The 23,789-nt window shown below is 73.1% G+C and carries 19 protein-coding genes; 10 read left to right on the forward strand and 9 right to left on the reverse strand.

Features of this window, described 5'->3' with window-relative positions:
- Positions 1 to 1,395 carry a glutamine synthetase family protein gene (locus ACGFSC_RS08730; RefSeq protein ID WP_359905898.1) on the reverse strand — a complete coding sequence of 465 codons (1,395 nt, stop codon included), beginning with the start codon at positions 1,393 to 1,395 and terminating at the stop codon, positions 1 to 3.
- 165 nt (positions 1,396 to 1,560) lie between these two features.
- On the opposite strand from ACGFSC_RS08730, the gene ACGFSC_RS08735 reads away from it, so the two are divergent.
- The 4 genes from ACGFSC_RS08735 to ACGFSC_RS08750 all read left to right on the forward strand — a co-directional run bounded on the left by ACGFSC_RS08735 (position 1,561) and on the right by ACGFSC_RS08750 (position 5,467).
- Positions 1,561 to 2,289: a gamma-glutamyl-gamma-aminobutyrate hydrolase family protein gene (locus ACGFSC_RS08735; protein ID WP_359905895.1), complete on the forward strand. Its 729-nt coding sequence runs from the start codon at positions 1,561 to 1,563 to the stop codon at positions 2,287 to 2,289.
- A gap of 194 nt (positions 2,290 to 2,483) precedes the next feature.
- On the forward strand, positions 2,484 to 3,554 hold the full coding sequence (locus ACGFSC_RS08740) for a cation diffusion facilitator family transporter (RefSeq protein WP_359905892.1): 1,071 nt from the start codon (positions 2,484 to 2,486) through the stop codon (positions 3,552 to 3,554).
- A gap of 59 nt (positions 3,555 to 3,613) precedes the next feature.
- Positions 3,614 to 4,516 carry a 5'-3' exonuclease gene (locus ACGFSC_RS08745; protein WP_359906014.1) on the forward strand — a complete coding sequence of 301 codons (903 nt, stop codon included), beginning with the start codon at positions 3,614 to 3,616 and terminating at the stop codon, positions 4,514 to 4,516.
- A gap of 156 nt (positions 4,517 to 4,672) precedes the next feature.
- Entirely contained in the window at positions 4,673 to 5,467 is a 795-nt protein-coding gene (locus tag ACGFSC_RS08750) for a hypothetical protein (RefSeq protein WP_359905889.1), read from the forward strand.
- 29 nt (positions 5,468 to 5,496) lie between these two features.
- Here ACGFSC_RS08750 and ACGFSC_RS08755 read toward each other — a convergent pair whose 3' ends face one another.
- Positions 5,497 to 6,723 (reverse strand): RNA-guided endonuclease TnpB family protein, encoded by a 1,227-nt coding sequence (locus ACGFSC_RS08755; protein WP_359905886.1) that lies wholly within the window; start codon positions 6,721 to 6,723, stop codon positions 5,497 to 5,499.
- Positions 6,724 to 6,869: 146 nt separating this feature from the next.
- On the opposite strand from ACGFSC_RS08755, the gene ACGFSC_RS08760 reads away from it, so the two are divergent.
- Both ACGFSC_RS08760 and ACGFSC_RS08765 read left to right on the forward strand, forming a co-directional pair.
- Positions 6,870 to 7,220 carry a transcriptional regulator gene (locus ACGFSC_RS08760; protein WP_359905883.1) on the forward strand — a complete coding sequence of 117 codons (351 nt, stop codon included), beginning with the start codon at positions 6,870 to 6,872 and terminating at the stop codon, positions 7,218 to 7,220.
- Between the two features lie 226 nt (positions 7,221 to 7,446).
- Positions 7,447 to 7,992, forward strand: coding sequence for a DoxX family protein (locus ACGFSC_RS08765; RefSeq protein ID WP_359905880.1), 546 nt, complete (start codon positions 7,447 to 7,449; stop codon positions 7,990 to 7,992).
- 238 nt (positions 7,993 to 8,230) lie between these two features.
- Here ACGFSC_RS08765 and ACGFSC_RS08770 read toward each other — a convergent pair whose 3' ends face one another.
- Together ACGFSC_RS08770 and ACGFSC_RS08775 are read right to left on the reverse strand one after the other, a co-directional pair.
- Positions 8,231 to 11,086, reverse strand: a complete 2,856-nt coding sequence (locus ACGFSC_RS08770) for a DEAD/DEAH box helicase (protein WP_359901259.1) — start codon at positions 11,084 to 11,086, stop codon at positions 8,231 to 8,233.
- A 151-nt stretch (positions 11,087 to 11,237) separates the two neighbouring features.
- Positions 11,238 to 12,410: an aminotransferase class V-fold PLP-dependent enzyme gene (locus ACGFSC_RS08775; RefSeq protein ID WP_359901066.1), complete on the reverse strand. Its 1,173-nt coding sequence runs from the start codon at positions 12,408 to 12,410 to the stop codon at positions 11,238 to 11,240.
- Positions 12,411 to 12,559: 149 nt separating this feature from the next.
- Between ACGFSC_RS08775 and ACGFSC_RS08780 the strand changes: the two genes are divergently transcribed.
- From ACGFSC_RS08780 to ACGFSC_RS08790, 3 genes are all read left to right on the forward strand, one after another.
- On the forward strand, positions 12,560 to 14,626 hold the full coding sequence (locus ACGFSC_RS08780) for a prolyl oligopeptidase family serine peptidase (RefSeq protein WP_359901069.1): 2,067 nt from the start codon (positions 12,560 to 12,562) through the stop codon (positions 14,624 to 14,626).
- Positions 14,627 to 14,711: 85 nt separating this feature from the next.
- Positions 14,712 to 15,089 carry a YrdB family protein gene (locus tag ACGFSC_RS08785; protein ID WP_359901072.1) on the forward strand — a complete coding sequence of 126 codons (378 nt, stop codon included), beginning with the start codon at positions 14,712 to 14,714 and terminating at the stop codon, positions 15,087 to 15,089.
- A 154-nt stretch (positions 15,090 to 15,243) separates the two neighbouring features.
- The gene (locus ACGFSC_RS08790) at positions 15,244 to 17,610 is read left to right on the forward strand and encodes an immune inhibitor A domain-containing protein (RefSeq protein ID WP_359901075.1); all 2,367 of its coding nucleotides are present in this window, start codon (positions 15,244 to 15,246) and stop codon (positions 17,608 to 17,610) included.
- Positions 17,611 to 17,745: 135 nt separating this feature from the next.
- On the opposite strand, the gene ACGFSC_RS08795 is transcribed toward ACGFSC_RS08790, so the two are convergent.
- A complete protein-coding gene (locus ACGFSC_RS08795; protein ID WP_359901077.1) occupies positions 17,746 to 19,203 on the reverse strand; it encodes an MFS transporter in 1,458 nt (485 codons plus the stop codon).
- Between the two features lie 47 nt (positions 19,204 to 19,250).
- Here ACGFSC_RS08795 and soxR point away from each other — a divergent pair, with 47 nt between their 5' ends.
- Positions 19,251 to 19,724 carry a redox-sensitive transcriptional activator SoxR gene (gene soxR, locus ACGFSC_RS08800; RefSeq protein WP_359901080.1) on the forward strand — a complete coding sequence of 158 codons (474 nt, stop codon included), beginning with the start codon at positions 19,251 to 19,253 and terminating at the stop codon, positions 19,722 to 19,724.
- A gap of 108 nt (positions 19,725 to 19,832) precedes the next feature.
- Here the strand turns inward: soxR and ACGFSC_RS08805 are convergent, their stop codons facing one another.
- From ACGFSC_RS08805 to ACGFSC_RS08820, 4 genes are read right to left on the reverse strand one after another with little or no spacing between them, the layout of a single operon-like run.
- Positions 19,833 to 20,834 (reverse strand): oligopeptide/dipeptide ABC transporter ATP-binding protein, encoded by a 1,002-nt coding sequence (locus tag ACGFSC_RS08805; RefSeq protein ID WP_359901083.1) that lies wholly within the window; start codon positions 20,832 to 20,834, stop codon positions 19,833 to 19,835.
- A complete protein-coding gene (locus ACGFSC_RS08810; protein WP_359901086.1) occupies positions 20,834 to 21,832 on the reverse strand; it encodes an ABC transporter ATP-binding protein in 999 nt (332 codons plus the stop codon). Before ACGFSC_RS08810 ends, ACGFSC_RS08805 begins: the two co-directional genes overlap by 1 nt.
- Entirely contained in the window at positions 21,832 to 22,818 is a 987-nt protein-coding gene (locus ACGFSC_RS08815; protein ID WP_359901089.1) for an ABC transporter permease, read from the reverse strand. The genes ACGFSC_RS08810 and ACGFSC_RS08815 overlap by 1 nt, the downstream gene beginning before the upstream one ends.
- The gene (locus ACGFSC_RS08820; protein WP_359901091.1) at positions 22,815 to 23,777 is read right to left on the reverse strand and encodes an ABC transporter permease; all 963 of its coding nucleotides are present in this window, start codon (positions 23,775 to 23,777) and stop codon (positions 22,815 to 22,817) included. Before ACGFSC_RS08820 ends, ACGFSC_RS08815 begins: the two co-directional genes overlap by 4 nt.
- Positions 23,778 to 23,789: the final 12 nt, after the last annotated feature.

Below are 23,789 nucleotides of genomic sequence, written 5' to 3' on the forward strand. Positions count from 1 at the left end.
TCACATCCGTTCGAAGGATCGGTAGCGCTCCCAGTCGGTGACCGCCCCGTCGTAGGCGGCCTGCTCGACCCGGGCCATGTTCAGGTAGTGCTCGACCACGTCGTCGCCGAAGGCCTCGCGGGCCAGTGCGCTGTCCGCCCACAGCTCGGCCGCCTCGCGCAGCGATCCGGGCACCCGGACGTACTCCTCGACCGCGTAGGCGTTGCCGAGGCAGGGCGCGGGCAGGTCCAGCTTGCGCTGCAGCCCGTGCAGGCCGGCCGCGATCATCCCGGCCACCGCGAGGTACGGGTTGACGTCGCCGCCGGGCACCCGGTTCTCCATCCGCAGGCCGGGGCCGTGGCCGACCACCCGGTAGGCGCAGGTGCGGTTGTCCCGGCCCCAGGCGACGGCGGTCGGGGCGAAGGAGCCGGGGCGGTAGCGCTTGTAGGAGTTGATGTTCGGCGCGTACAGCAGGCTGAACTCGCGCAGCGCGACCAGCTGGCCGGCCAGGAAGTACCGCATGGTGTCCGTCATCCGGCCGTCCCGGTCGGCGAAGGCGGGGGCGCCGACGGCGTCGCGCAGCGAGAGGTGGATGTGGCAGCTGTTGCCCTCGCGCTCGTCGTACTTGGCCATGAACGTGAGCGCGCAGCCGAGCTGGGCGGCGATCTCCTTCGCGCCGGTCTTGTAGACGCTGTGCTGGTCGCAGGTGGTGAGGGCGTCGGTGTAGCGGAAGGCGATCTCGTGCTGGCCGAGGTTGCACTCGCCCTTGGCGGACTCCACCACCAGGCCGGCGCCGGCCATCTCGGTGCGGATCCGGGACAGCAGCGGCTCGACCCGGGCGGTGCCCAGCATCGAGTAGTCCACGTTGTAGAGGTTCGCCGGGGTCAGGCCGCGGTAGCCGCCCAGCCAGGCCTGTTCGTAGGTGTCGCGGAAGACCAGGAACTCCAGTTCGGTGCCGATGTCGGCGGCCAGGCCGTGCTCGGCGAGCCGGGCGATCTGGCGGCGCAGCAGCTGGCGCGGGGCGGCGTCCACCGGGTGGCCGCCGTGCCGGGCGAGGTCGGCGGTGACCTGGGCGGTGCCGGGCTGCCAGGGGGTCAGCCGCAGGGTGCCGAGGTCGGGGCGCATCGCGAAGTCGCCGTAGCCGGTGGCCCAGGAGGAGAAGGCGTAGCCGTCCACGGTGTTCAGGTCGACGTCGACGGCCAGCAGGTAGTCGCAGGCCTCGGCGCCGTGCTCGGCGACCTCGTCGAGGAAGAACCGGGCGGCGAAGCGCTTGCCCTGGAGGCGGCCCTGCATGTCGGTGAAGGCGAGCGCGACGGTGTGCACCTCGCCGGAGTCCACCAGGGTCCGCAGCCCGTCCAGGGTCAGCGGCGGCCGGGCCGGCGAGCCGGCGGCGGCCTGTTCGGGCAGTTCGGACATGCCGAACCCTCCTCCTCGATCACTCTTCGAGATCAAGCGGTCACAGCGAACCGTACGGCCTGCGACTCGCGGGGCGGAAGAGGGCGGGTGGGTGTCGGGTGCCCGTGGCGCGCCGACGCGCGTGGCTGACGGTGGATCAGGTGCTCCGGGGGGAGAATGCGCGCCATGGATCGCAGGCCTTTGATCGGCGTCAGCACCTACCTGGTGGACGCGAGTTGGAGCGATTGGCGGGGCCGCCGGGTGGCCCTGCTGCCCGAGCGGTACACCGCGCAGGTCCGGGACTCGGGCGGGATCGCGGTCCTGCTGCCGCCGGACGTCCCGGAGCGCGCCCCGGAGGTGCTGGCCCGGCTGGACGGCCTGGTGATCGCGGGCGGGCCGGACATCGACCCGGCGTACTACGGGCAGCCGGCCCATCCGGCGACCGAGGTCGAGTCGCCGGAGCGGGACGCCTGGGAGGTCGCGCTGCTGCGATCGGCGCTGGCGGCGGGGATGCCGCTGCTGGCGGTCTGCCGGGGCATGCAGATCCTGAACGTGGTGTGCGGCGGGACGCTGGTGCAGCACCTGCCGGACGTGGTGCCGGTGGACGTGCACGGCGGCTCGCCCGGGCTCTACGGCTCGCACCCGGTGCGGCCGGTGCCGGGGACGCTGCTGGGCGGGCTGCTGCCGGAGAGCGAGCTGGAGGTGCCGACCTTCCACCACCAGGCCGTCGACCGGCTGGGGGCCGGCCTGCGGGTGAGCGCCCACGCGCCGGACGGGACGGTGGAGGCGGTGGAGGGTCCGGGGTTCGCGCTCGGGGTCCAGTGGCATCCGGAGCAGGGGGAGGACCTGCGGCTGATGCGGGCCCTGGTCCGGGCGGCCACCGCGGCGGCCCTCGACCCGCTGGCGCTGGGGTAGCGCAACTGGGCATGAGGGAACGGGAGTTCGGCCCGCCGGGCGGCTGCGGAGTGCGCCGGGTCCGGCCGCCCGGACGGGAACGACAACGGTCACCAGTACAACCTTTGGATCTTTGTCGATTCTGCGGTTCACTTCGGTTGCGGGGCGGTCGCGCCGCGCCCCCTTTCCCACCCGTGCGCCCAGAGAGGACCTCCATGGCCGGGCACGAGCATTCGCACGATGATCATGCGCATGACCAGAAGCACTCGCACGGCTCCGGCGGACACTCCCACGGCCCCGGAGGGCACGGGCACGGCGGCCACTCGCACGGCGTAGCCGCCGACGCGGACCGCCGCTGGCTGCTCAGCGCCCTCGCCCTGATCGTCGTCTTCATGGCCGGCGAGGTCGTGGTCGGCTTCGCCGCCCAGTCCCTGGCCCTGATCTCGGACGCGGCCCACATGCTCACCGACGCCGCCTCGATCGTGCTCGCGCTGATCGCCATGCGGCTCGCCGCCCGCCCGGCCCGCGGCGGCTACACCTACGGCCTCAAGCGCGCCGAGATCCTCTCCGCGCAGGCCAACGGGGTCACCCTGCTGGTGCTGTCGGCCTGGCTGGGCTACGAGGCGATCACCCGACTGCTCGAACCGCCGGAGGTCACCGGCTCACTGGTGCTGGTCACCGCACTGGTCGGGATCGTGGTCAACCTCGCCGCCACCTGGTGCATGTCCAAGGCCAACCGCAGCTCGCTGAACGTCGAGGGCGCCTTCCAGCACGTACTGACCGACCTCTACGCCTTCATCGCCACCGCCGTCGCCGGTGCGATCGTACTGACCACCGGCTTCGCCCGGGCCGACGCGATCGCCTCGCTGATCGTCGTCGCGCTGATGCTCAAGGCCGGCATCGCGCTGGTCCGGGACTCCGGGCGGATCTTCCTGGAGGCCGCCCCGGCGGGGATCGACCCGGACGCGGTGGCCGACCGGATGGTCACCGAGCCGCTGGTCGAGGAGATCCACGACCTGCACATCTGGGAGATCACCTCCGGTCAGCCGGCCCTGTCCGCGCACATCCTGGTCACCCCCGGCGGCGACTGCCACGCGGTGCGGCGCTCCCTGCAGCGCCGGCTCTCGGAGGAGTACGGCATCACCCACTCCACCCTCCAGGTCGACCACGTCGGCGAGGACGAGGCGGGCGCGCTGCTGCAGATCACCGCCCCGGCCGACTCCACCGTCGAGCACTGCGCCGACGCCCACGGCCCGGTCCACCGCGCCGGACCGCACGAGCACTGACAACACCCGTCCGTCACCGCGGTGCGGCATGATGCTGAGTCGTGACCGCACCGCGACTGATGCTGCTCGACTCCGCCAGCCTGTACTTCCGGGCCTACTTCGGCGTACCGGACACCCTGCGCTCGCCGCAGGGTGAGCCGGTCAACGCCGTCCGTGGGCTGCTGGACTTCATCACCAGACTGGTCCACGACCACCGGCCCGAGCAGTTGGTGGCCTGCATGGACGCCGACTGGCGCCCCCAGTGGCGGGTGGACCTCATCCCCTCCTACAAGACCCACCGGGTCGCCGAGGCGGCCGAGGACGGCGAGGAGGAGGTGCCCGACACGCTGGCCCCGCAGGTCCCGGTGATCGAGCAGGTGCTGGACGCGCTCGGCATCGCCCGGGTCGGCTCCCCCGACTACGAGGCGGACGACGTGATCGGTACGCTCACCGCCCGCGCCACCGGGCCGGTGCAGATCGTCACCGGCGACCGCGACCTCTTCCAGCTGGTGGACGACGCCCGCGGGATCACGGTGCTCTACCCGGTCAAGGGCATGGGCAACCTCCAGGTCACCGACGACGCGCTGCTGCTGGAGAAGTACGGCGTGCGCGGCGCCCAGTACGCCGACATGGCCGCCCTGCGCGGCGACCCGTCGGACGGCCTGCCCGGCGTCAAGGGCATCGGCGAGAAGACCGCCGCCCAGCTGATCAACGAGTACGGCGACCTCGCGGCCATCCGCACCGCCGCCCTCGACCTCGGCTCCAGGCTCACCCCGGCCCGCCGCCGCAACATCGTCGAGGGCGCCGGCTACCTGGACGTCGCCCCCAAGGTCGTCCGCGTCGCCGACGACGCCCCGCTGCCGGACTTCGACCCGGCCCTCCCCCGCGAGCCGCTCTATCCGATGACCCTGGAGGAGCTCTCCGCCCGCTGGGGCCTCGGCACCTCCCTGGACCGCCTGCTGGAGGCCCTCGCCACCCGCTGAGCCCGAATCCTCCCAGGGGCCCGCACGTTCGACGCGAACGTGCGGGCCCTCGGCGTTCCCGGGGCCTGCCGTCCCCAAGTGCCCTTGACCGCAGCACACTTTGCGATGAAAAGTTCATGGCACAGCAAAGCAATCGTGCGCGACAAGGGGTGGATCATGACGACAGAGCACCGGGCCGGCCCGGCCGGACTCCTCGCCGAGACGGAAGGGCTCCGGGTCCGGGCCCGGACCCGGCTGCGCGGCTCGGGGGTGCCGCTGCTCGGGTTCGGCCTGCTGGCCCTGGCCGCCGTGCCGATCTCCGGCCAGGCCTACAACTTCGGCGCCAACGGGCGGTCCGTCACGTCCTATCCGCTCTTCGCGTACTCCGAGCTCATCGGCCTCTGCGTCCCGCACGCACCGGACGCCCCGTGCCTCGCCGGCGAGTTCGACGGAGCCGTCCTCCGCTTCCTGGCCTGGGGCGTCTGGTACGCGCTGCCCCCGCTCGCCTGGCTGGTGCTGTCCCGCTGGTACCGGCGGCGCGGCGAGGCCCGCGGGATCGTCCCGCGCCGCGTCGGCTGGCTCGCCACCACGGTCGGCGCCGGCGTCCTGGTCGCCGCCGTGCTGGTCGCCCTGCTGTCCGTCCGCCGGGTGCCGTTCGTGCTCGACATGCTCGCGAACACCTACGCCTCACCCTGGTACGCGGTCGGAGCCGGCCTGATCGTCCTCGGGCTGACCGAGCGCAGTCCCCTGGTGGCCTCCGCCGGACTCGTCCACACGGCGCTGCTCACCGCCTACCTCGCGGCCCCCTGGGAGAGCGGCTGGCTGCCGTGGCTCGACCGGGGCGACGGCGGCTGGGCCGACGGCCCGCAGCCGAAGGCCCTGCTGCTGGCGGCGGTCCTGCTGGCCGCCGGGCTGGCGCAGTGGACGGCGGCCCGCCGCGCACCGGGAGCATCCCGTACGGTCACCTCTTGACTTCCTCCCCCTAAAGGAGGGGCTTCCCCTCAGCCTCGCGGCTGAGCCGCTGCGCGTGAGCGCGGCGGTGGGACGACTTCCTGCTTCACCGACGACCGCCCGCCCGGAGTGCTCCGTTGAGGTCTTACACCGTCTCCACAGGCTGCTGCCGCCAGCCCGGCGGCCAGGATGTTCTCAGCTGCGTTCACGTCCCGGTCGTGGGTCGTCCCGCAGCCGCACGTCCACTCGCGGACGTTCAGCGGCATCCTGCCCTGCAGGGTGCCGCAGGCCGAGCACAGCCTGGAGCTGGGGAACCACCGGTCGACGGCGATCAGCTCGCGGCCGTACCACTGGGCCTTGTACTCCAGCATGGACCGCAGCTCGGTCCACGAAGCGTCGCTTATGGAGCGGGCGAGCTTGCGGTTCTTGAGCATGTTGCGGACCGTCAGGTCCTCGATCACGACCGTTTGGTTCTCACGGACGAGTCGGGTGGTGAGCTTGTGCAGGAAATCGCGGCGCCGGTCGGCGATCCGCGCGTGGACACGCGCGACCTTCTTGCGGGCCTTCTCGCGGTTGGCCGAGCCCTTGGCCTTGCGGGACAGTTCCCGTTGAGCCTTGGCCAGGCGCCGGCCGTCACGGCGTTCGTGTTTCGGGTTGGTGATCTTCTCCCCCGTGGAGAGCGTCACGAGGCTGGTGATCCCGGCGTCGATCCCGACCGCGGCATTCACCGGGGCCGGCATCGTCGGCCGGTCGTCGCACAGCATCGAGACGAACCAGCGTCCCGCGCTGTCCTGCGACACGGTCACCGTGGACGGGAGCGCACCCTCCGGGAGCGGCCTCGACCACACGATGTCCAGCGGCTCGGCCATCTTCGCCAAGGTCAGCACGCCGTCTCGGTAGCGGAACGCGGAGCTGGTGTACTCGGCAGACCTGCGGGACTTCTTCCGGGACTTGAACGTCGGGTACTTCGCCCGCTTGAGCCAGAAGTTGGCGAACGCCCCTTGCAGGTGCCGCAGAGCCTGCTGCAACGGAACGGACGAAACCTCGGACAGATAGGACAGTTCCTCGGTCTTCTTCCACGCCGTCAGCATCGCGGAGGTGGCGTTGTAGTTGATCCGCTCCTGGCGCAGCGTCCACGCCTCGGTCCGGGCCTGCAACGCCATGTTGTAGACCTTGCGCACGCATCCGAACGTACGCGACAGCTCGGCCGCCTGCGCACCGGTCGGGTAGAAGCGGTACTTGAACGCCCGCTTCACATGGTTCGCGGTCACACTCACAACCTAGCGCGATCACTTGTAACGATCGAATCTCCCGGTCAGAGCGCTACGGTCCGCCCAACGGCGAAACGCGGCCCGTTGCCCTGCTCCGCAGGAGATCCATTTCCTCCCCCGGCTGAAGCCGGGGGTATCCATGGAGGTCTCCGATGAGCGTTGCGGACGAAGCCGAGGAGCAGCACCCGACCCTGGCCCTGGACGACACCGTCCACCAGCGGGTCCGGCTGGGCATCCTGACCATCGCCCGCGAGGCCGACCGGGTCGAGTTCGGCTTCCTCAAGGAGCAGTTGGGCGCCACCGACGGCAACCTGTCCCGCCACCTCAAGGTCCTGGAGGAGTCCGGCCTCGTCGCCGTCGCCAAGGGCTACGTCGGCCGCCGCCCCCGCACCTGGGTCTCCCTCACCCCCCACGGCGCCGAAGCCCTGGACCGCGAACTGCGCGCCCTGCGCGAACTCGTCCGCCGCCTCGACGCCGCCGGGCCCCGACACCCCCGGACGTAGGAAGGCCGCCGGGCCGACCTCCCACGGGCCGTCCCTCCATCGGACGCCGCACCGAACCTTCCCGCCGCGGCAGCAGGGCGCTAGGCTGCGGCCTTCCGAGCCGGCACCCGACGAGCCGTGCCCGGTCGGTGCTTCGGGCCGCCCCTCACCCGGATCCCGCCGACCGCGGTGTGCCCCGTCCTCCTGTGTGCCGGGGAACTCTGAAAGGGATCTGATGGAGGGGCGAATGGAGTCGCATCTCGCACGCGCCGTGCGGACGGGCAGACGCCGGGCCGAGGACTTCTCCCACGGCTACCGGCGGGTGGCCCCCGGAGTCCTGCGGGTCAGCGTCGGGGCGGTGTACCTCTGGTTCGGGGTGCTCAAGTTCATCCCCGGGGCCAGCCCCGCCGAGGACCTCGCCACCCGCTGCATGAGCCTGCTGACCTTCGACCTGGTGCCGCCCGGCGTCTCCCGGCCGCTGCTGGCCCTCATGGAGGTCGCCATCGGGGCCGGACTGGTCACCGGGCTGCTGCTCCCCGTCGCCCTGGCGGTGTTCTTCGTGCACATGGCCGGGGTGTTCGCGACGCTCGTCCTGCTGCCGGACGACGTGTGGGTGCACGGCGTCCCGCCCGTCCCGACGCTGGAGGGGCAGTACATCCTCAAGAACATCGTGCTGATCGCGGCCTGCCTGACCGTCGCCACCCGACGGGAGGACCGGCCCGACCCGGCCCCGCGCGACGGCCACCTCACCGGCACCGGCCCCCGGGCCGAACACCGGACGATGACGGGCTGACCGCGCCACCGGGCCGCGGCCTCGCCCGGATCGAGCGGGGCCGCGAAGGCCCCGACGCCAGAGCCCGCCGCCCGGGCGGCGGCTCCGCGCCTTCTGTTGCGCAGGAAGTCGGCCGGGCCGACTTCCTGCGCAACGCCGTGGAAGCCCCGGCGGCGAGGCGAAGCCGCATGGGGTGGGAGCGGGAAAGCGAAGGGGCCCGCGCGCTCGGGTGAGCGGGCGGGCCCCTTCGGGTGTCCGGCTAGCCCACGGAGGAGTAGGCGATGATGCCGCGGCGGAGGCCGTCGACGGCCTTGCGGGCGGTCCGGCGGAGTTCGACGTCCTCGCCGGCGGCGTCCTGGATCTGGCCGAGGACGTCGATCAGCTGCTTGGTCCAGCGGACGAAGTCGCCGGCCGGCATGTCGGCGTCGCGCAGGACCTGGTCGAGGTTGTGGCCGAGCGCCCAGCGGTAGGCGACCCAGGCGAAGCCGAGGTCGGGCTCGCGCTGGCCGACGCCCTCCGCGGTGTTGATCCGGTGCTGCTCCTCCAGGGCGTCCAGGTGGCCCCAGATCCGGACCATCTTGCCGAGCGCCTCCTTGGCCGCGCCCTCCGGCACCCGGGGGGCGCCGGCGTCGTCGGACTGGCGGGCCTCGTACACCAGCGCCGAGGCGCAGGCGGCGAGTTCGGCGGCGGCCAGGCCGCTCCAGACGCCCTCGCGGATGCATTCGGAGGCGAGCAGGTCGAGCTCGCCGTACAGCCGGCCGAGCCGCTTGCCGTCGTCGGTGACGGTGTCGCCGCTGAGGTAGCCGAGGTCGGTGAGCAGTCCGCAGACCCGGTCGAAGGTGCGGGCGATGGTGTGGGTGCGCGAGCGCATCCGGCGTTCCAGCAGCTCGGTGTCGCGGTGCAGCCGGTGGTAGCGCTCGGCCCAGCGGGCGTGGTCCTCGCGGTCGGAGCAGCCGTGGCAGGGGTGCTGGCGCAGTTCGGTGCGCAGCCGGGTGATCTCCGGGTCGTCGGCGGCGGCCGCGCGGCCGCGCCGGAACCGCTCGGGCTCCAGGTGACCGGCCTTGGTGCGCAGGGCCGAGGCGAGGTCGCGCCGGGACTGCGGGCTGCGCGGGTTGAAGGACTTGGGGATGCGCAGCCGCTCGACCGCGACGACCGGGTGCGGGAAGTCGATCATGGCGAGCCGCTTGACCTGCCGCTCGGCGGTGAGCACCACCGGGCGGGGGCCGTCCTGGTAGTCGGGGTGGCGCGGGCCTCCCCGGCCGGAGCGGTTGACCGGCGGCAGGCCCGGGTCGAGGACCAGGGCGAGGCCGGCGAACTTGCCGGTGGGCACGTGGATGACGTCGCCCGGCTTGAGCTGCTCGATGGACTCGACGGCGGCCGCGCGGCGCTGGCTGCTGCCCTCGCGGGCCATCTCGTTCTCGCGGTCCTTGAGCTTGCGGCGCAGCTCCATGTACGCGTCGAAGTCGCCGAGGTGGCAGGTCATCGACTCGCGGTAGCCCTCCAGCCCCTCCTCGTTGCGCTGCACCTGACGGGCGATGCCGACCACCGAGCGGTCCGCCTGGAACTGGGCGAAGGAGGTTTCCAGCAGCTCGCGCGAGCGGTGCCGGCCGAACTGGGAGACCAGGTTGACGGCCATGTTGTAGGAGGGCCGGAACGAGGACTTCAGCGGGTAGGTGCGGGTGCCGGCCAGGCCGGCCAGCGCCTCGGGGTCGAGGCCGCGCTGCCAGAGGACCACGGCGTGGCCCTCGATGTCGATGCCGCGCCGCCCGGCCCGGCCGGTGAGCTGGGTGTACTCGCCGGGGGTGATGTCGGCGTGGGTCTCGCCGTTCCACTTGACGAGCTTCTCCATGACCACCGAGCGGGCGGGCATGTTGATGCCGAGCGCCAGGGTCTCGGTCGCGAAGACGGCCTTGACCAGGCCCTTCACGAAGAGCTCCTCGACGACCTCCTTGAACCGGGGCAGCATCCCGGCGTGGTGGGCGGCGATGCCGCGCTCCAGCCCGTCCAGCCACTCGAAGTAGCCGAGGACGTGCAGGTCCTCGTCGGGGATGTCGGCGCAGCGCTCCTCGACGATCGCCCGGACCCGGGCGCGGTCCGCGTCCTTGTTGAGCCGCAGGCCGGAGCTGAGGCACTGCTGGACGGCGGCCTCGCAGCCGGCCCGGCTGAAGATGAAGGTGATCGCGGGCAGCAGGCCCTCGGCGTCGAGCCGGTCGATGACGTCCACGCGGCTCGGCGTCCAGACCCGGCCGGGCCGGCCGTTGGGCATCGAGCGGCCCCGGCCGCGGCCGAAGCGGTCGCGCGGGTTGCGGTCGAGCTCGGAGCGGGCGAGCCGGACCAGCTCGGGGTTGACGGCCTTGCCGGGGTTCTTCAGGTTGTGCTTGGGGCGGCCGTCGCGGTCGGGGTCGGCGAACAGGTCGTACATCCGGTTGCCGGCCATCACGTGCTGCCACAGCGGCACGGGGCGGGTCTCGGAGACGATCACCTTGGTACCGCCGCGCACGGTGTCCAGCCAGTCGCCGAACTCCTCGGCGTTGGAGACGGTCGCGGAGAGCGAGACGAGGGTGACCGACTCGGGGAGGTGGATGATGACCTCCTCCCAGACGGCGCCGCGGAGGCGGTCGGCGAGGTAGTGCACCTCGTCCATCACGACGTAGCCGAGGCCGTCGAGGGTGCTGGAGCCCGCGTAGAGCATGTTGCGCAGCACCTCGGTGGTCATCACCACCACGGGTGCGTCGCCGTTGACGGTGTTGTCGCCGGTGAGCAGGCCGACCTTGGCGGCGCCGTAGCGCTTGACCAGGTCCCCGTACTTCTGGTTGGAGAGCGCCTTGATCGGCGTGGTGTAGAAGCACTTGCGGCCCGCGGCCAGGGCCAGGTGCACGGCGAACTCGCCGACGATGGTCTTCCCGGAGCCGGTGGGGGCGGCGACCAGGACGCCGGATCCGGCCTCCAGCGTCTCGCAGGCCTCCAGCTGGAAGTCGTCCAGCGGGAAGTCGTACAGCTGCTGGAAGCCGTACAGGGCGGTGGCCTGCTCCTTCGCCCGGCGACGGCTGGCCGCGTACGCCTCGGCGGGGCTGAGCTCCTGGTCGTCCTGGGGCTCTGGATCGGGGGTGTTCATCGCCGTCCGGGTGTGGTTGGTGTGATCTCGCATCTCAGCGAGAGGTTACCCGGGAGGAGGGACATCGATAGCACCGTTTTTCCGTGACCTGGACGACCGGGACCACCGGGGCCACCGGCGCCGGCCGACGGCCCGGCCCCGGCCCCGGGGCTCAGCCCTTCAGCAGTTCCACCAGCCCGTCCGCCAGCCGCTCGTACTCCTCCGGCCGGTTGTACAGCTGCGCGCTGACCCGCAGCACCCCGCCGCCGGCCCACGGGCGGACGGCGATCCGGGTGCCGAGCCGGTGCCACACCTCGGCCATCAGCGCCTTCACCTGCGGCTCGGTCTCGCCGAACCCGTCCGGCAGCCGGACGGTGCTCATCCAGACCCCGGGGGTCGCGGGCAGCGGCGCCAGGCCGGCCCGCTCGGCCAGCACCCGGCGGCCGTACGCGGCGAGGGCGGTGTTGTGGGCGGCCACCTCCGCGTGGCCGAGGTCGCGCAGCAGCTCGAAGCCTGCCGGGGCGGCCAGCCAGGGGGTGTAGTCGCAGGTGCCGCGCCACTCCACGTTGCCCGGGAAGCCCTTGTCGTGTTCCCAGGACAGTGCCAGCGGGCGCACCCGGGCGGTCCACTCGGGGCGGACGGCGAGCACGCCGGTGGCGCGCGGGGCGAAGGCCCACTTGTGCAGGTTGCCGAACCAGAAGTCGGCGTTCGGATCGATCGGGGCGGGCAGCATGCCGGGGGCGTGGGCGCCGTCCACCACGGTGGTCACGCCGCGGGCGCGCAGGTCGGCGAGCAGGGCCGGGCCGGCCACCAGGCGGGCGGTGGGCGAGGTCAGCTGGTCCAGGATCGCGACGGTGGTGCGTCCGTCCACGGCGGCGAGCACCGCCTCCCGGACGGCCTGCTCGTCCGGGGCGTCCAGCGGCACCTCGACGACCACCACGTCGGCGCCGGTCTCGGCGGCCCTGCGGACCGCGGCCCGGGTCACCGCGCCGTAGCCGTGGTCGGTGACCAGGATCCGGTCGCCGGGGGCGAACGGGATGCTGTCCAGGGCGATCGCGACGGCCTCGGTGACGTTGGCGACCAGCGCGAGCCGGTCCGGGTCGGTGTCCAGCTCGGCGGCGAGAAGGGCGCGGGCGGCGGCGATCCGGGCGGGGAGGTCGGCGAAGAAGCCGTCCGGGTCCCGCTCGTGCTCGGTGCGCAGCCGCTCCTGCGCCCGCTGCACCGGGACGGGCACGGCGCCGAACGAGCCGTGGTTCAGGTGCGCGGTCTGCGGGGACACGCTGAACAGCCGGTCGGCGGCGGGCAGGGGGGCCGGGGGTTCGGCGGTCCGCAGGTCCTCGGTCACGGTTTCCTCCGCTGGCCGGCGCACCGGTGGGCGGCGCGCCGGTGGCTCGACGTCTCGGCGGGCCGGTCGACACCGGCACGCACTGATGTGTGACATTTCACATGACAGACTACTGGTCGGGGCCCACACCTCGCGACCACCATCGGGCCGTGACCAACACCGACGCCTTCCTTGCCCTCAGCGCCCGTACCGGCCGGTTCGCCTTCGGCGCGCCGCGTGCGTACACCCTCGCCGAGGACGGTACCCGGCTGCTGCTGCTCCGCTCCACCGGTCCGGAGGATCCGGTGGACCGCCTCCACCTGCTCGACACCGCGACCGGCGAGGAGCGCCTGGTCGCCGACCCGGCCGCGCTGCTGCCCGGCCGCACCGGCCGCCGCGACGACCTGCCCGTCGTCGAGCGCCGGCTGCGCGAGCGCACCCGGCTGGTCGCCGCCGGCATCGGCACGTACGCCGCCACCGCCGACCTCGCCACCGCCGTCTTCACCCTGGACGGCCGACTGTTCCGCACCGACACCACCGCCGGCACCAGCGACGAACTCCCCGTCGCCGGGCCCGCGTTCGACCCCCGGCCGGACGCCACCGGGCAGCGCGTCGCCTACGTCGCCGAGGACGCCCTGTACGTCACCCCGGCCCTCGAACCGTTCTCCCCCGTCGACGGCGCCCGCTGGGGCGTCGCCGAATTCGCCGCCGCCGAGGAGCTCGGCCGCTCCCGCGGCCACTGGTGGCGCCCGGACGGCGGCGCGCTGCTGGCCGCCCGGGTGGACGAATCCGCCGTCCCCCGGCGCTACTTCGCCGACCCGGCGCACCCCGGCGAGGCCCCCGAGGACTTCGCCTACCCGCAGGCCGGCGGCCCCAACGCGGACGTCCAGCTCTGGGTGCTCGGCCTCGACGGCACCCGGGTCCGACTGCGCTGGGACGCCGAGGAGTTCCCGTACGTCTGCGCCGCCTCCTGGGCCTCCGCCGAGGAGGTGCTGCTCACCGTCGCCGACCGCCTGCAGCAGAACGTGCTGCTGCTGAGCGTCGACCCGGCCACCGGCACGAGCACCGAACTCTCCCGCACCACCGACGAGTTCTGGGTGGACGACCTGCCCGGCACCCCGGCCCGGCTGGCCGACGGCCGGCTGCTCACCGTCCACGACACCCCGCAGGCCCGCGGCCTCGCGCTGGACGGCAAGCCGCTGGACACCGCCGGCCTGCAGATCCGCCGGGTCGTCGGCCGGCTGAACGGCCGGCTGCTCTGCGAGACCGGCGAGGGCGACCCCTTCGACCAGTACGTCCACCTGGTCGACCCGGACGGCGGCGCCCCCGAACCGCTCGCCTCCGGCCCCGGCACCCACACGGCCCTCGCCGCCGCCGACACCCTGCTGCTCACCTCGGCCGGCCCGGAGGGCGTGCGGCGCGTCGTCAGCCGCGACGGCCGCGAGCTGCCGCTCACCGACCACAGCGCCGCGCTGCCCCACCGGGTGGAACCGCGACTCGCCCGGGTCACCGGGCGCGCCCTGCCCAGCGCCGTGGTCTACCCGCGCGACCACGTCCCGGGCCGGCGGCTGCCCGTCCTGCTGGACGTCTACGGCGGGCCCGGCTACCAGGCGGTGGCCAACGAGCCGCGCCGCTGGCAGCTCAAGCAGTGGTGGGCCGACCAGGGCTTCGCGGTCGTCACCGTCGACAACGGCGGCACCCCGTTCGTCTCCCCCGAGTTCACCCGCACCATCTTCCGCCGCTTCTCCCAGGTGGCGCTGGACGACCAGGTCGACGCCCTGCACGCGCTCGCCGAGCGGCACCCGGACCTCGACCTCGGCCGGGTGGGCGTGCGCGGCTGGTCCTACGGCGGCTACTTCGCGGCGCTCGCCGTCCTGCGCCGCCCGGACGTCTTCCACGCCGCCTGCGCGGGCGCCCCGCCCACCGACTTCCGGCTCTACGACACCGCGTACACCGAGCGCTACCTCGGCCTGCCGCAGGACAACCCCGAGGGCTACGCCGACGACTGCCTGATCACCGACGCGCCCGGCCTGGCCAGGCCGCTGCTGCTGATCCACGGGCTGGCCGACGACAACGTCCACCCCTCGCACACCCTGCTGCTCTCCCAGGCGCTCACCAGGGCCGGCCGGCCGCACAGCGTGCTGCCGCTGCCCGGGGCCACCCACATGACTCCGGGCGGCCTGATGGAGCAGCTCGCCGAGGCCGAACTCGCCTTCCTGCGGGCGTCCCTGGGGTAGTCCGTTGCACCGCCCGGGCCGGACTGCGACACTCCGCACGATCGCCGCCCGGTCCGGGCGGGCCAGGACGACGGGGAGAACGCGGATGAGGATCGACCGACCCGGCCCGGTCGGGCGGCGGCAGTGGACGCCACTGACCGCGGGCAACGCCGGACTCGCCTTCGGGCTGGAGCTCGCCCTGCTGGCGTCGCTCTGCTACTGGGGCTTCCAGGCCGGCCCGAATACCGGCCTGCGGCTGCTGTTCGGGCTCGGCGCTCCGGCCCTGGCAGCCGGCGTCTGGGCGCTGTTCCTGGCCGCGGGCGGGCCCGCCGTCCGGCTGCCGGTCGGTGCGGAGATCGTGGTCAAGCTGCTGGTCCTCGGCACCGGCGCGCTCGCCCTGCACGCCACCGGGCGGAGCACCCTCGCGCTGGTGTACGGCGCGCTGGTGGTGGTCAGCGTGGCCCTGGAGTACACCACCGGCTGACGGTCCGGCAGGCCAAGGGCGTCGTACCTCCTGGTGCGGCGCCCTTCCGCTTGCTCCACACCTCTTCCACGTGACCCGTCACATGTGAAATATTACCTGCGCTTCACCGACTGATGACCTGAAGGACCCCCATCCCCCCGAAAGGACCGGTCAGTTGCGCAGACTGTCCGCCGCCCTCGCCGCCGCGCTCACCACCGGCGCGATAGCGGCCACCCTGCTGGGCACCCCCGCCCAGGCCGCACCCCCGACCCCCGCCGCCCTCGCCGCGGCCCAGGCCGACGCCGAACAGGGCGCCGAGGCCCCGCCCGCCCCGCTGGCCCCCCAGGAGCGCGAGCGCCAGGCGCTGCGCGGCAAGGCCCTGGAGCAGCTCAACAAGGGCTCCGTCGCCAAGAGCGCCGGCAAGCGGGCCCCGGCGAAGGTGAAGATCGGCAACGACTACGTCCAGCTCGCGCACCAGCGCACGGACAAGGTCTTCGTGATCCTCGCCCAGTTCGGCGACGAGGTGGACAACACCACCCAGTGGAACGGCCAGCCCCGCTACGGCGGCACCCCCGGCCCGGCCCACAACCTGATCCCCAAGCCGGGCAAGGACGACAACCACACCCTGTGGTCGCAGGACTTCAACCGCGACTACTACCAGAAGCTGTTCTTCGACGACTCGCCCGGCGCCGTGTCGATGCGCAACTACTACCGCACCCAGTCCTCCGGCCGGTACGACGTCGAGGGCACCGTCAGCGACTGGGTCACCCTCCCGTACAACGAGGCCCGCTACGGCAGCAACAAGGGCCCGCAGGGCTCCGGCGCCTGGACCCAGGGGCAGGAGTTCGTCCGGGACGCCGTCAAGGCCTGGTACGACGGCGAGATCGCCAAGGGCCGCTCCGCCGCCGACATCAAGGCGCAGCTCGCCCAGTACGACGTCTACGACCGCTACGACCACGACAAGGACGGCGAGTTCGCCCAGCCGGACGGCTACCTGGACAACGTCGTCGTGGTGCACGCGGGCGTGGACGAGACCTGGGGCGGCGGCGCCCAGGGCGCCGACGCGCTGTGGGCGCACCGCAGTTGGACCTTCCCGGACGCGACCGGGCAGACCGGCCCGGAGGGCAACAAGATCGGCGGCGCCCCCGTCGGCGACACCGGCCTGTACGTCTACGACTACGTCCAGGGGGGCGAGAACAGCGGCGTCGGCCTGTTCGCCCACGAGTACGGCCACAACCTCGGCCTGCCCGACCTCTACCCCACCAACGGCGGTGACAACAGCGTCAACTTCTGGTCGCTGATGTCCTCCGGCTCGTACCTGGGCAAGGGCCCGAACACCACCGGCGGCTACCCCGGCGACCTCGACGCCTGGAGCAAGCTGCAGTTCGGCTGGCTCGACTACGACGAGGCGCAGGCCGCCACCCGCTCCACCCACGCCCTCGGCGTGAGCAGCTACAACACCGACCAGGCCCAGGCCGTCCTGGTCCACCTGCCGGACGGCACCACCCGCACCGACCTCGCCGACCCGTACGAGGGCGCCAGGCAGTGGTGGAGCGACACCGGCGACAACCAGGACAACTCCCTGACCCGGGACGTCGACCTGCGCACCGCCGCCGGTCCGGCCGCCCTGGACGCGGCGGTCTGGTACGACACCGAGCAGGACTACGACTTCCTGACCGTCGAGGCCTCCACCGACGAGGGCAAGCACTGGACCGCCCTCGGCGGCACCGTGGACGGCGCCCCGATCGGCAACACCAGCGCCAACACCCCCGGGCTGAGCGGCGCGTCCGGCGCCTACAAGCAGCTGCACATCCCGCTGGACGGCTACCTCGGCCAGCAGGTCCGGCTGCGCTTCCACGTCACCTCGGACAGCAACACCCACGGCCGGGGCGTGCTGGTGGACGCTGTCAAGGCCACCGCCGGCGGCGCCGAGCTGTTCACCGACGGCGCCGAGAACGGCGCGAACGGCTGGACCGCCAACGGCTTCACCGCCATCGACGGCCGCACCGCCGTCAAGCAGCACCCGCGCGCGTACCTCGCCGAGAACCGCCGCTACACCGGCTACGGGGCGTTCCTGAAGACCGGCCCGTACAACTTCGGCTACAGCGGCGTCGCGGGCAAGGCCAACGTGGTGGACAACTACCCGTACCAGGAGGGCGTCCTGATCTGGCTGTGGGACACCTCGTACGGTGACAACAACACCAAGGACCACCCCGGCGGCGGGCTGATCCTGCCGATCGACGCCCGCCCGGCGCCGATCCGCTTCGCCGACGGGACGCTGGTCAACGGGCGGGCGCAGACCTACGACGCGACCTTCTCGCTCAAGCCGACCACGCCGTTCACCCTGCACAAGGGCGGCGTCGCGGTGCGCATCCCGTCGAAGCCGGCCGTCCCGGTCTTCAACGACCGCACCGGGGTCTACGGCGACCCGGCCACGCCGCAGCTGACGGTGAAGGTGCCGGACACCAACACGAAGATCGAGGTCGTCCGGGAGTCCCAGGGCGGGAAGATCACCACCGTCCGGGTGGGCCCGGCCTCCTGAGCCGGGAAGCCCCGCGGAAGAGGCCCCGGATCCCCCCGACGACAAGGGATCCGGGGCCTGCTCGTGCCCGCCCCGTCGGGGCCCGCTCTTACCCCGCTCGTGCCCGCCACGGGGCCCGCCCGTGCCCGCCCCGGCTCAGCGCCCGAGGCTGCGGGCGGTGCGCGCGGCCGTGGCCACCCCGAGGGCGGTGATCGCGGCGATCCCCAGGGTCATGTACCGGGCCGAGTCGACCGGGGTGTCCCCGCCCAGGTTGACCAGGGTGCCGGCCAGCGCCGAGGTCACCGAGAAGGCGATCAGCTGGGTGGTGTTGATCGCCGCGGCCGCCTTGCCGCCCTCCGCCGGGTCGCCGCTGCTGCGCATCGCGGCCACGCTGAGGTGCGGGAAGGCCAGGCCTATCCCGGTGCCGGCGCCGAAGAGCGCCACCGCCCACAGCACCACCCGCGGCCCGGAGGCGTGCCCGGTCTGCGTCAGCCCGTAGACCAGCAGCCCGCCGACCAGCACCAGCGGTGCGACGCGGATCGCCAGGGCCCGGCCGCGGGCCGTCCCGATCCCGACGCTGAACAGCTGGGCGGTGGTCCAGCCGGCCGAGGTCGTGGCCCCGAGGAACCCGGCCACCAGCGGGGAGAGGCCGCCCAGCTGCTGGCCGAACAGCGGGATGAAGTTCTCCGTCACCACGCCCGCGCAGAGCACCGCGACGGTCAGGTAGAGCCACTTCAGCGGGTTGCCGGCCCGGTAGGTCTGCTGCGGCAGCACCGTGGCCGCCCCGCGCCGCTCGGCCGCCACGAAGCCCACCAGCAGCGCCAGTCCGGCGAGCAGGCACAGGGCCGTCGGCCAGCCGCTGGGCACCGTCGAGCTGACGCTGAAGGCGGCGGCCGCCAGGGTGAGCAGCAGCAGCGAGGGCAGCGGCACCGGGCCGCTGCCGTGCCCCGCGCCGGGGCGCCCGGGCAGCACCCGGCGGGCCAGGACCGCCAGCACCAGCGCGGCGACCAGCAGCAGGACGTACGCCCCGCGCCAGGCGCCGAGCTGGGCGAAGAGCCCGCCCAGCGACGGTCCGACCAGGGTTCCGACGCCCCACATCGCGGAGACCAGTCCGGCCGCGCGGGTCCACAGCCGCTCCGGCAGGGCGCTGCGGATCACGGCGTAGCCGAGCCCGGCCACCAGCCCGCCGCCGAGGCCCTGCACCACCCGGCCGAGGATCAGCGCCGCCATCGACGGGCTGAGCGCGTTGACCACCGCGCCGGCGCCGAAGACCAGGAAGCCCAGCACGTAGGCCCGGGCGGCGCCGAGGCGGTCCAGCAGCCGGCTGACCAGCATCGAGGCGATGACGGCGGCCATCAGGAAGCCGGTGGCCACCCACGCGTAGTACCGCTCGCCGCCGATGTCGGCGACGATCGAGGGCATCAGGGCGGCGGTGAAGTAGAGGTTCATCGCGTACAGCGCGACGCCGCCGGCCAGGATCGAGGCGGAGGCGGCGTAGCGGCGGGAGAAGAGTTCGCGCCACCCGCCGGGGGCTCCCGCGGACGGCGACTCCGACGGGTAACTGTCCAGCTCGGCGGTGGTGGTGTCGTTGTCGACGGCAGCTGATTCGGTCACGTCCGGTACGCTAGGACTTCAAGAGAACTTGAAGTCAAGGAGCCGCCATGACCACCGCGCCGGTCGATCTGCTGAGCGTCGGCGAGGTGGCCCGGCGGGCCGGGATCGCCACCTCGGCGGTGCGCTTCTACGAGGACCAGGGGCTGATCTCCTCCGAGCGCACGACGGGCAACCAGCGGCGCTACCGGCGGCACGTGCTGCGCCGGATCTCGCTCATCCTGGTCGCCAAGCGGCTCGGCATCCCGCTCTCCGAGGTCGCCGAGGTGTTCACCGGCCTGCCCGAGGACCGGATGCCCGGCAAGCACGACTGGGAGCGGATCTCCCTGCGCTGGGCCGAGCAGCTGCGCGCCCGCCGGGCCGAACTGGAGCGGCTGGAGGACGAACTGACCGGCTGCATCGGCTGCGGCTGCGTGTCGCTGCGCCGCTGCCGGGTGCTCAACCCGGGGGACGAGCTGGCCGCCGAGGGGCCCGGCCCTCGCCGGCTGCTGCCGGAGGAGGGCCTGCTGCCCGCCGAGGAGTGAGCGGGCAGCAGGGCCGAGCGCGGAGAGTGGGCGGGGAAAGGGTGGAACCCGGCCGGACGCGGCCCTCGCAGGGTTCCCCGCCGCGTCCGACCGGGGGCTTGTGCGGCCTCAGGCCTCCGGGAAGTGGCAGGCGGCCTGCCGCTCGCCGGGCCCGGCGATCCTCAGCAGCGGCCGCTCGGTCCGGCAGATGTCCTGGGCCTTGGGGCAGCGCGGGTGGAAGGTGCAGCCGGGCGGCGGGTCGGCCGGGCTCGGCGGGTCGCCGAGCAGCACGATCCGCTCCCGGTTGCGCTCCGCCTCCGGGTCGGGCAGCGGGACGGCGGACAGCAGCGCCCTGGTGTACGGGTGCGCGGGAGCGCCGTACACCTCGGCCTTGTCGCCGATCTCCACGATCCGGCCCAGGTACATCACCGCGACCCGGTCGCAGACCCGCTTGACCACCGAGAGGTCGTGCGCGATGAACACGTACGCCAGCCCCAGCTCCTTCTGGAGCCGCTCCATCAGATTGACCACCTGGGCCTGGATGGAGACGTCCAGCGCGGAGACCGGCTCGTCGGCGATCACCAGCCGCGGCGAGGTGGCCAGCGAGCGGGCGATGCCGATGCGCTGGGCCTGGCCGCCGGAGAACTCGTGCGGGTAGCGGTCCAGGTGCTCGGGGATCAGCCCGACCAGCTCCATCAGCTCGCCGGCCCGCTTGCGCGCGTCCGCCGCGCTCCCGCCCTGGACCAGCAGCGGCTCGGAGATGATCCGGGCCACCGTCTGGCGGGGGTTGAGCGAGGAGTACGGGTCCTGGAAGACCATCTGGAGGTCGCGCCGGTGCGGGCGCAGCCGGGCCTGGGAGAGCCCGCCGATCTCGGTGCCGTCGAAGGTGACGGTGCCCGAGGTCGGGTCGAGCAGCCGGACGATCATCCGCCCGGTGGTGGACTTGCCGCAGCCGGACTCGCCGACCAGGCCGAGCGTCTCGCCCGCGCCGACGTCGAAGCTCACCCCGTCCACCGCCCGGATCGGCGCCCCGGGCCGGCCGGTGCGGCCGCGCCGGCCGGGGAAGGTCTTCACCAGGTCCCGGACGGACAGCAGCGGCGCGGTCGCGCCCTTCGTCGACGGTGTGGTCATCACAGCACCCCTTCCGGCACCAGCGGCAGGTGGCAGGCGGCCTGGTGGCCGGGGGCGAGCCGGTCGAGCACGGGGCGCTCGGCCAGGCAGCGGGTGTGCTCCTCGGCGGACGCCGCGGTGGTGCGGGCGCAGCGCGGGGCGAAGGAGCAGCCGGGGGCGGGGGCGATCAGCGACGGCGGGCTGCCGGGGATGGCCCGCAGCGGGGCGTCGTCGGCGTCGTCCAGGCGCGGCAGCGAGTCCAGCAGGCCGCGCGTGTACGGGTGCGCGGGCTGCGCGAACAGCCGGTCCACCGGGGCCTGTTCGGCGGCCCGGCCGCCGTACATGACCAGCACCTCGTGGGCGACCCGGGCGACCACGCCGAGGTCGTGGGTGATCATCACGACGCCGAGGCCGCGCTCCTGCTGGATCCGGGCGATCAGGTCGAGGATCTGCGCCTGGACGGTGACGTCGAGGGCCGTGGTGGGCTCGTCGGCGATCAGCAGCTCGGGCTCGCAGGCGAGCGCCATGGCGATCATGACGCGCTGGCGCATGCCGCCGGAGAACTGGTGCGGGTACTCGTCGACCCGGCGGGCCGGCTCCGGGATGCCGACCTCGGCCAGCATCTCCACCGCCTTGGCCCGCCCGGCCTTGCGGTTGGCCTTGAAGTGCACCCGGTAGTGCTCGGCGATCTGCTCCCCGACGGTGTAGAAGGGGTGCAGGCTGGACAGCGGGTCCTGGAAGATCATCGCGATCCGGCGGCCCCGGACGGTGCCCAGTTCCCGCTCCCCGAGCCCGTTCAGCTCCTGCCCGTTCAGCCGGATCGAGCCGGTGACGGCGGCGCCGCGGTGCAGGCCCATGACGGCGAGCGAGGTGACGGACTTTCCGCTGCCCGACTCGCCGACCAGCCCGAGGGTGCGCCCGGCCTCGACGACGAAGGAGATCCCGTCCACCGCGCGGACGGTGCCGCGCGGGGTGTCGAAGGCGACCTTGAGGTCCTCGACCTCCAACAGCCTGGTCATCAGTACCTCACTCTCGGGTCGACGAACGCGTAGAGCAGGTCGACCAGCAGGTTCGCCGCGACGATGAAGAAGGCCGCGAGCAGGGTGACCCCGAGGATGACGGGCTGGTCGGAGCGGGCCAGGCCGTCGTAGAACAGCCGGCCGACGCCCGGCAGGCCGAAGATCGACTCGGTGATGACCGCGCCGGCCAGCAGGCCGCCGAGGTCCATGCCGAAGATGGTCAGGATCGGCGTCATCCCGGCGCGCAGCCCGTGCTTGACGGTGACCGTCCGCGGCGGCAGGCCCTTGGCCCGGGCGGTGCGGATGTACGGCTCGGCCATCGCCTCGATCATCGAGTTGCGGCTCTGCCGGGCGTACATGGCCGCGTACAGCAGGGCCAGCGCGATCCACGGCAGCAGCAGGTTGGAGCCCCACTCGAAGGGGTTCTCGGTGAACTTGTGGTACGAGGGGTAGGGCAGCAGCCCGGCCGTCCTGACGACGCCCCAGATCAGCATGATCGAGGTGAAGTAGACCGGCAGCGAGGCGGCGCCGACGGACAGCACCATCAGCGTCTTGTCGACCGGTCGGCCCTTGCGCAGCGCCGAGGTGACGCCCGCGCCGAGGCCGAGGACCAGCCAGAGCACGGCCGCGCCGAGGGCCAGCGAGACGGAGACCGGCAGCCGGTCGGTGAGCAGGTCCCAGACCGGCAGCCCGTACTCGTAGGAGTAGCCGAGGCAGGGGAAGCCGCAGTGCACCGCGCTGGGGCCGGAGCCGTAGTCGCGGCCGGCGAAGATGCCGCCGAGGTAGGCCAGGAACTGGTCCCAGACCGGCTTGTCCAGGCCCATCGCCGCCTTGACGTCGGCGAGCCGCTCGGGGCTGCAGGTCTTGCCGCAGGCGGCCGCGGCCGGGTCGTTGGGCAGCAGGTAGAAGATGGTGAAGGTGATGGCGCAGATGGCGAGCAGGATGCCCGCCACACCGAGCAGGCGGCGGCCGAGGTAGAGGATCACGACCGGCCTCCCCGGGGGTCGAGGATGTCGCGCAGCGCGTCCCCGAGCAGGGTGAAGGCGAGCACGGCGACGAACAGGAAGGCGGTCGGGATCAGGAAGTAGGTCGGGTCGGTCTCGTAGTGCACGATGCTCTCGGCGATCATCTGGCCCCAGGACGCGGTCGGCGGGCGGACGCCCACGCCGAGGTAGCTGAGCGCGGCCTCGGTGGCGATCATGCCGGGGATGAGCAGGGTGGTGTAGGCGATGATCGGGCCGGAGACGTTCGGCAGGATCTCGCGGGTGAGGATCCGCCAGGAGCGCGCCCCGCCGACCTTGGCGGCCTCGACGTACTCGCGGTGCTTGAGCGAGAGGGTCTGGCCGCGCACCACCCGGGCGATGCCGGGCCAGGTGAACAGCCCGATCACCAGGGTGATCAGCAGGATCCGGTTGACGTCCTTGGCCACCGACATCATCGCGATCATGAAGATCAGCGAGGGGAAGGACATCGTGAGGTCCATCAGCCGGGACAGCAGCGTGTCGACGCGGCCGCCGAAGTAGCCCGCCGCGATGCCGGCCAGGGTGCCGGCGATCACGACCACCGCGGTCGCGGTGAACGCGATCAGCAGGGACACCTGACCGCCGTGCAGCACCCGGGCGAACAGGTCGCGGCCGCTGCCCGGCTCGACGCCCAGCCAGTGCCGGGCGCTGATGCCGCCGAAGTCGCCCCTGGGCACGCCGCCCAGGTACGGGTCGACGGCGCGCTTGTCGAACTCCTCGGGGGTCCAGCCGCCGAGCGCGCTGAGCGGTCCGGCCAGCGCCGTGATCAGGATCAGCACGCCGACGGTGATCAGCCCGAACCGGGCCGAGCCCTTGGCCCACAGCTGGTCCCAGACCAGCCGCCAGGGCCCGCGCCCGGCACTCTTCTTGGCGCCCCCCGCCGTGGCGTCGGCCACGGCGGCGGGCTCAGTGGTGGTACTCATCGCTGCCGGCCC

Source organism: Kitasatospora sp. NPDC048715, assembly GCF_043198905.1.
Taxonomy (GTDB): domain Bacteria; phylum Actinomycetota; class Actinomycetes; order Streptomycetales; family Streptomycetaceae; genus Kitasatospora; species Kitasatospora lactacystinica.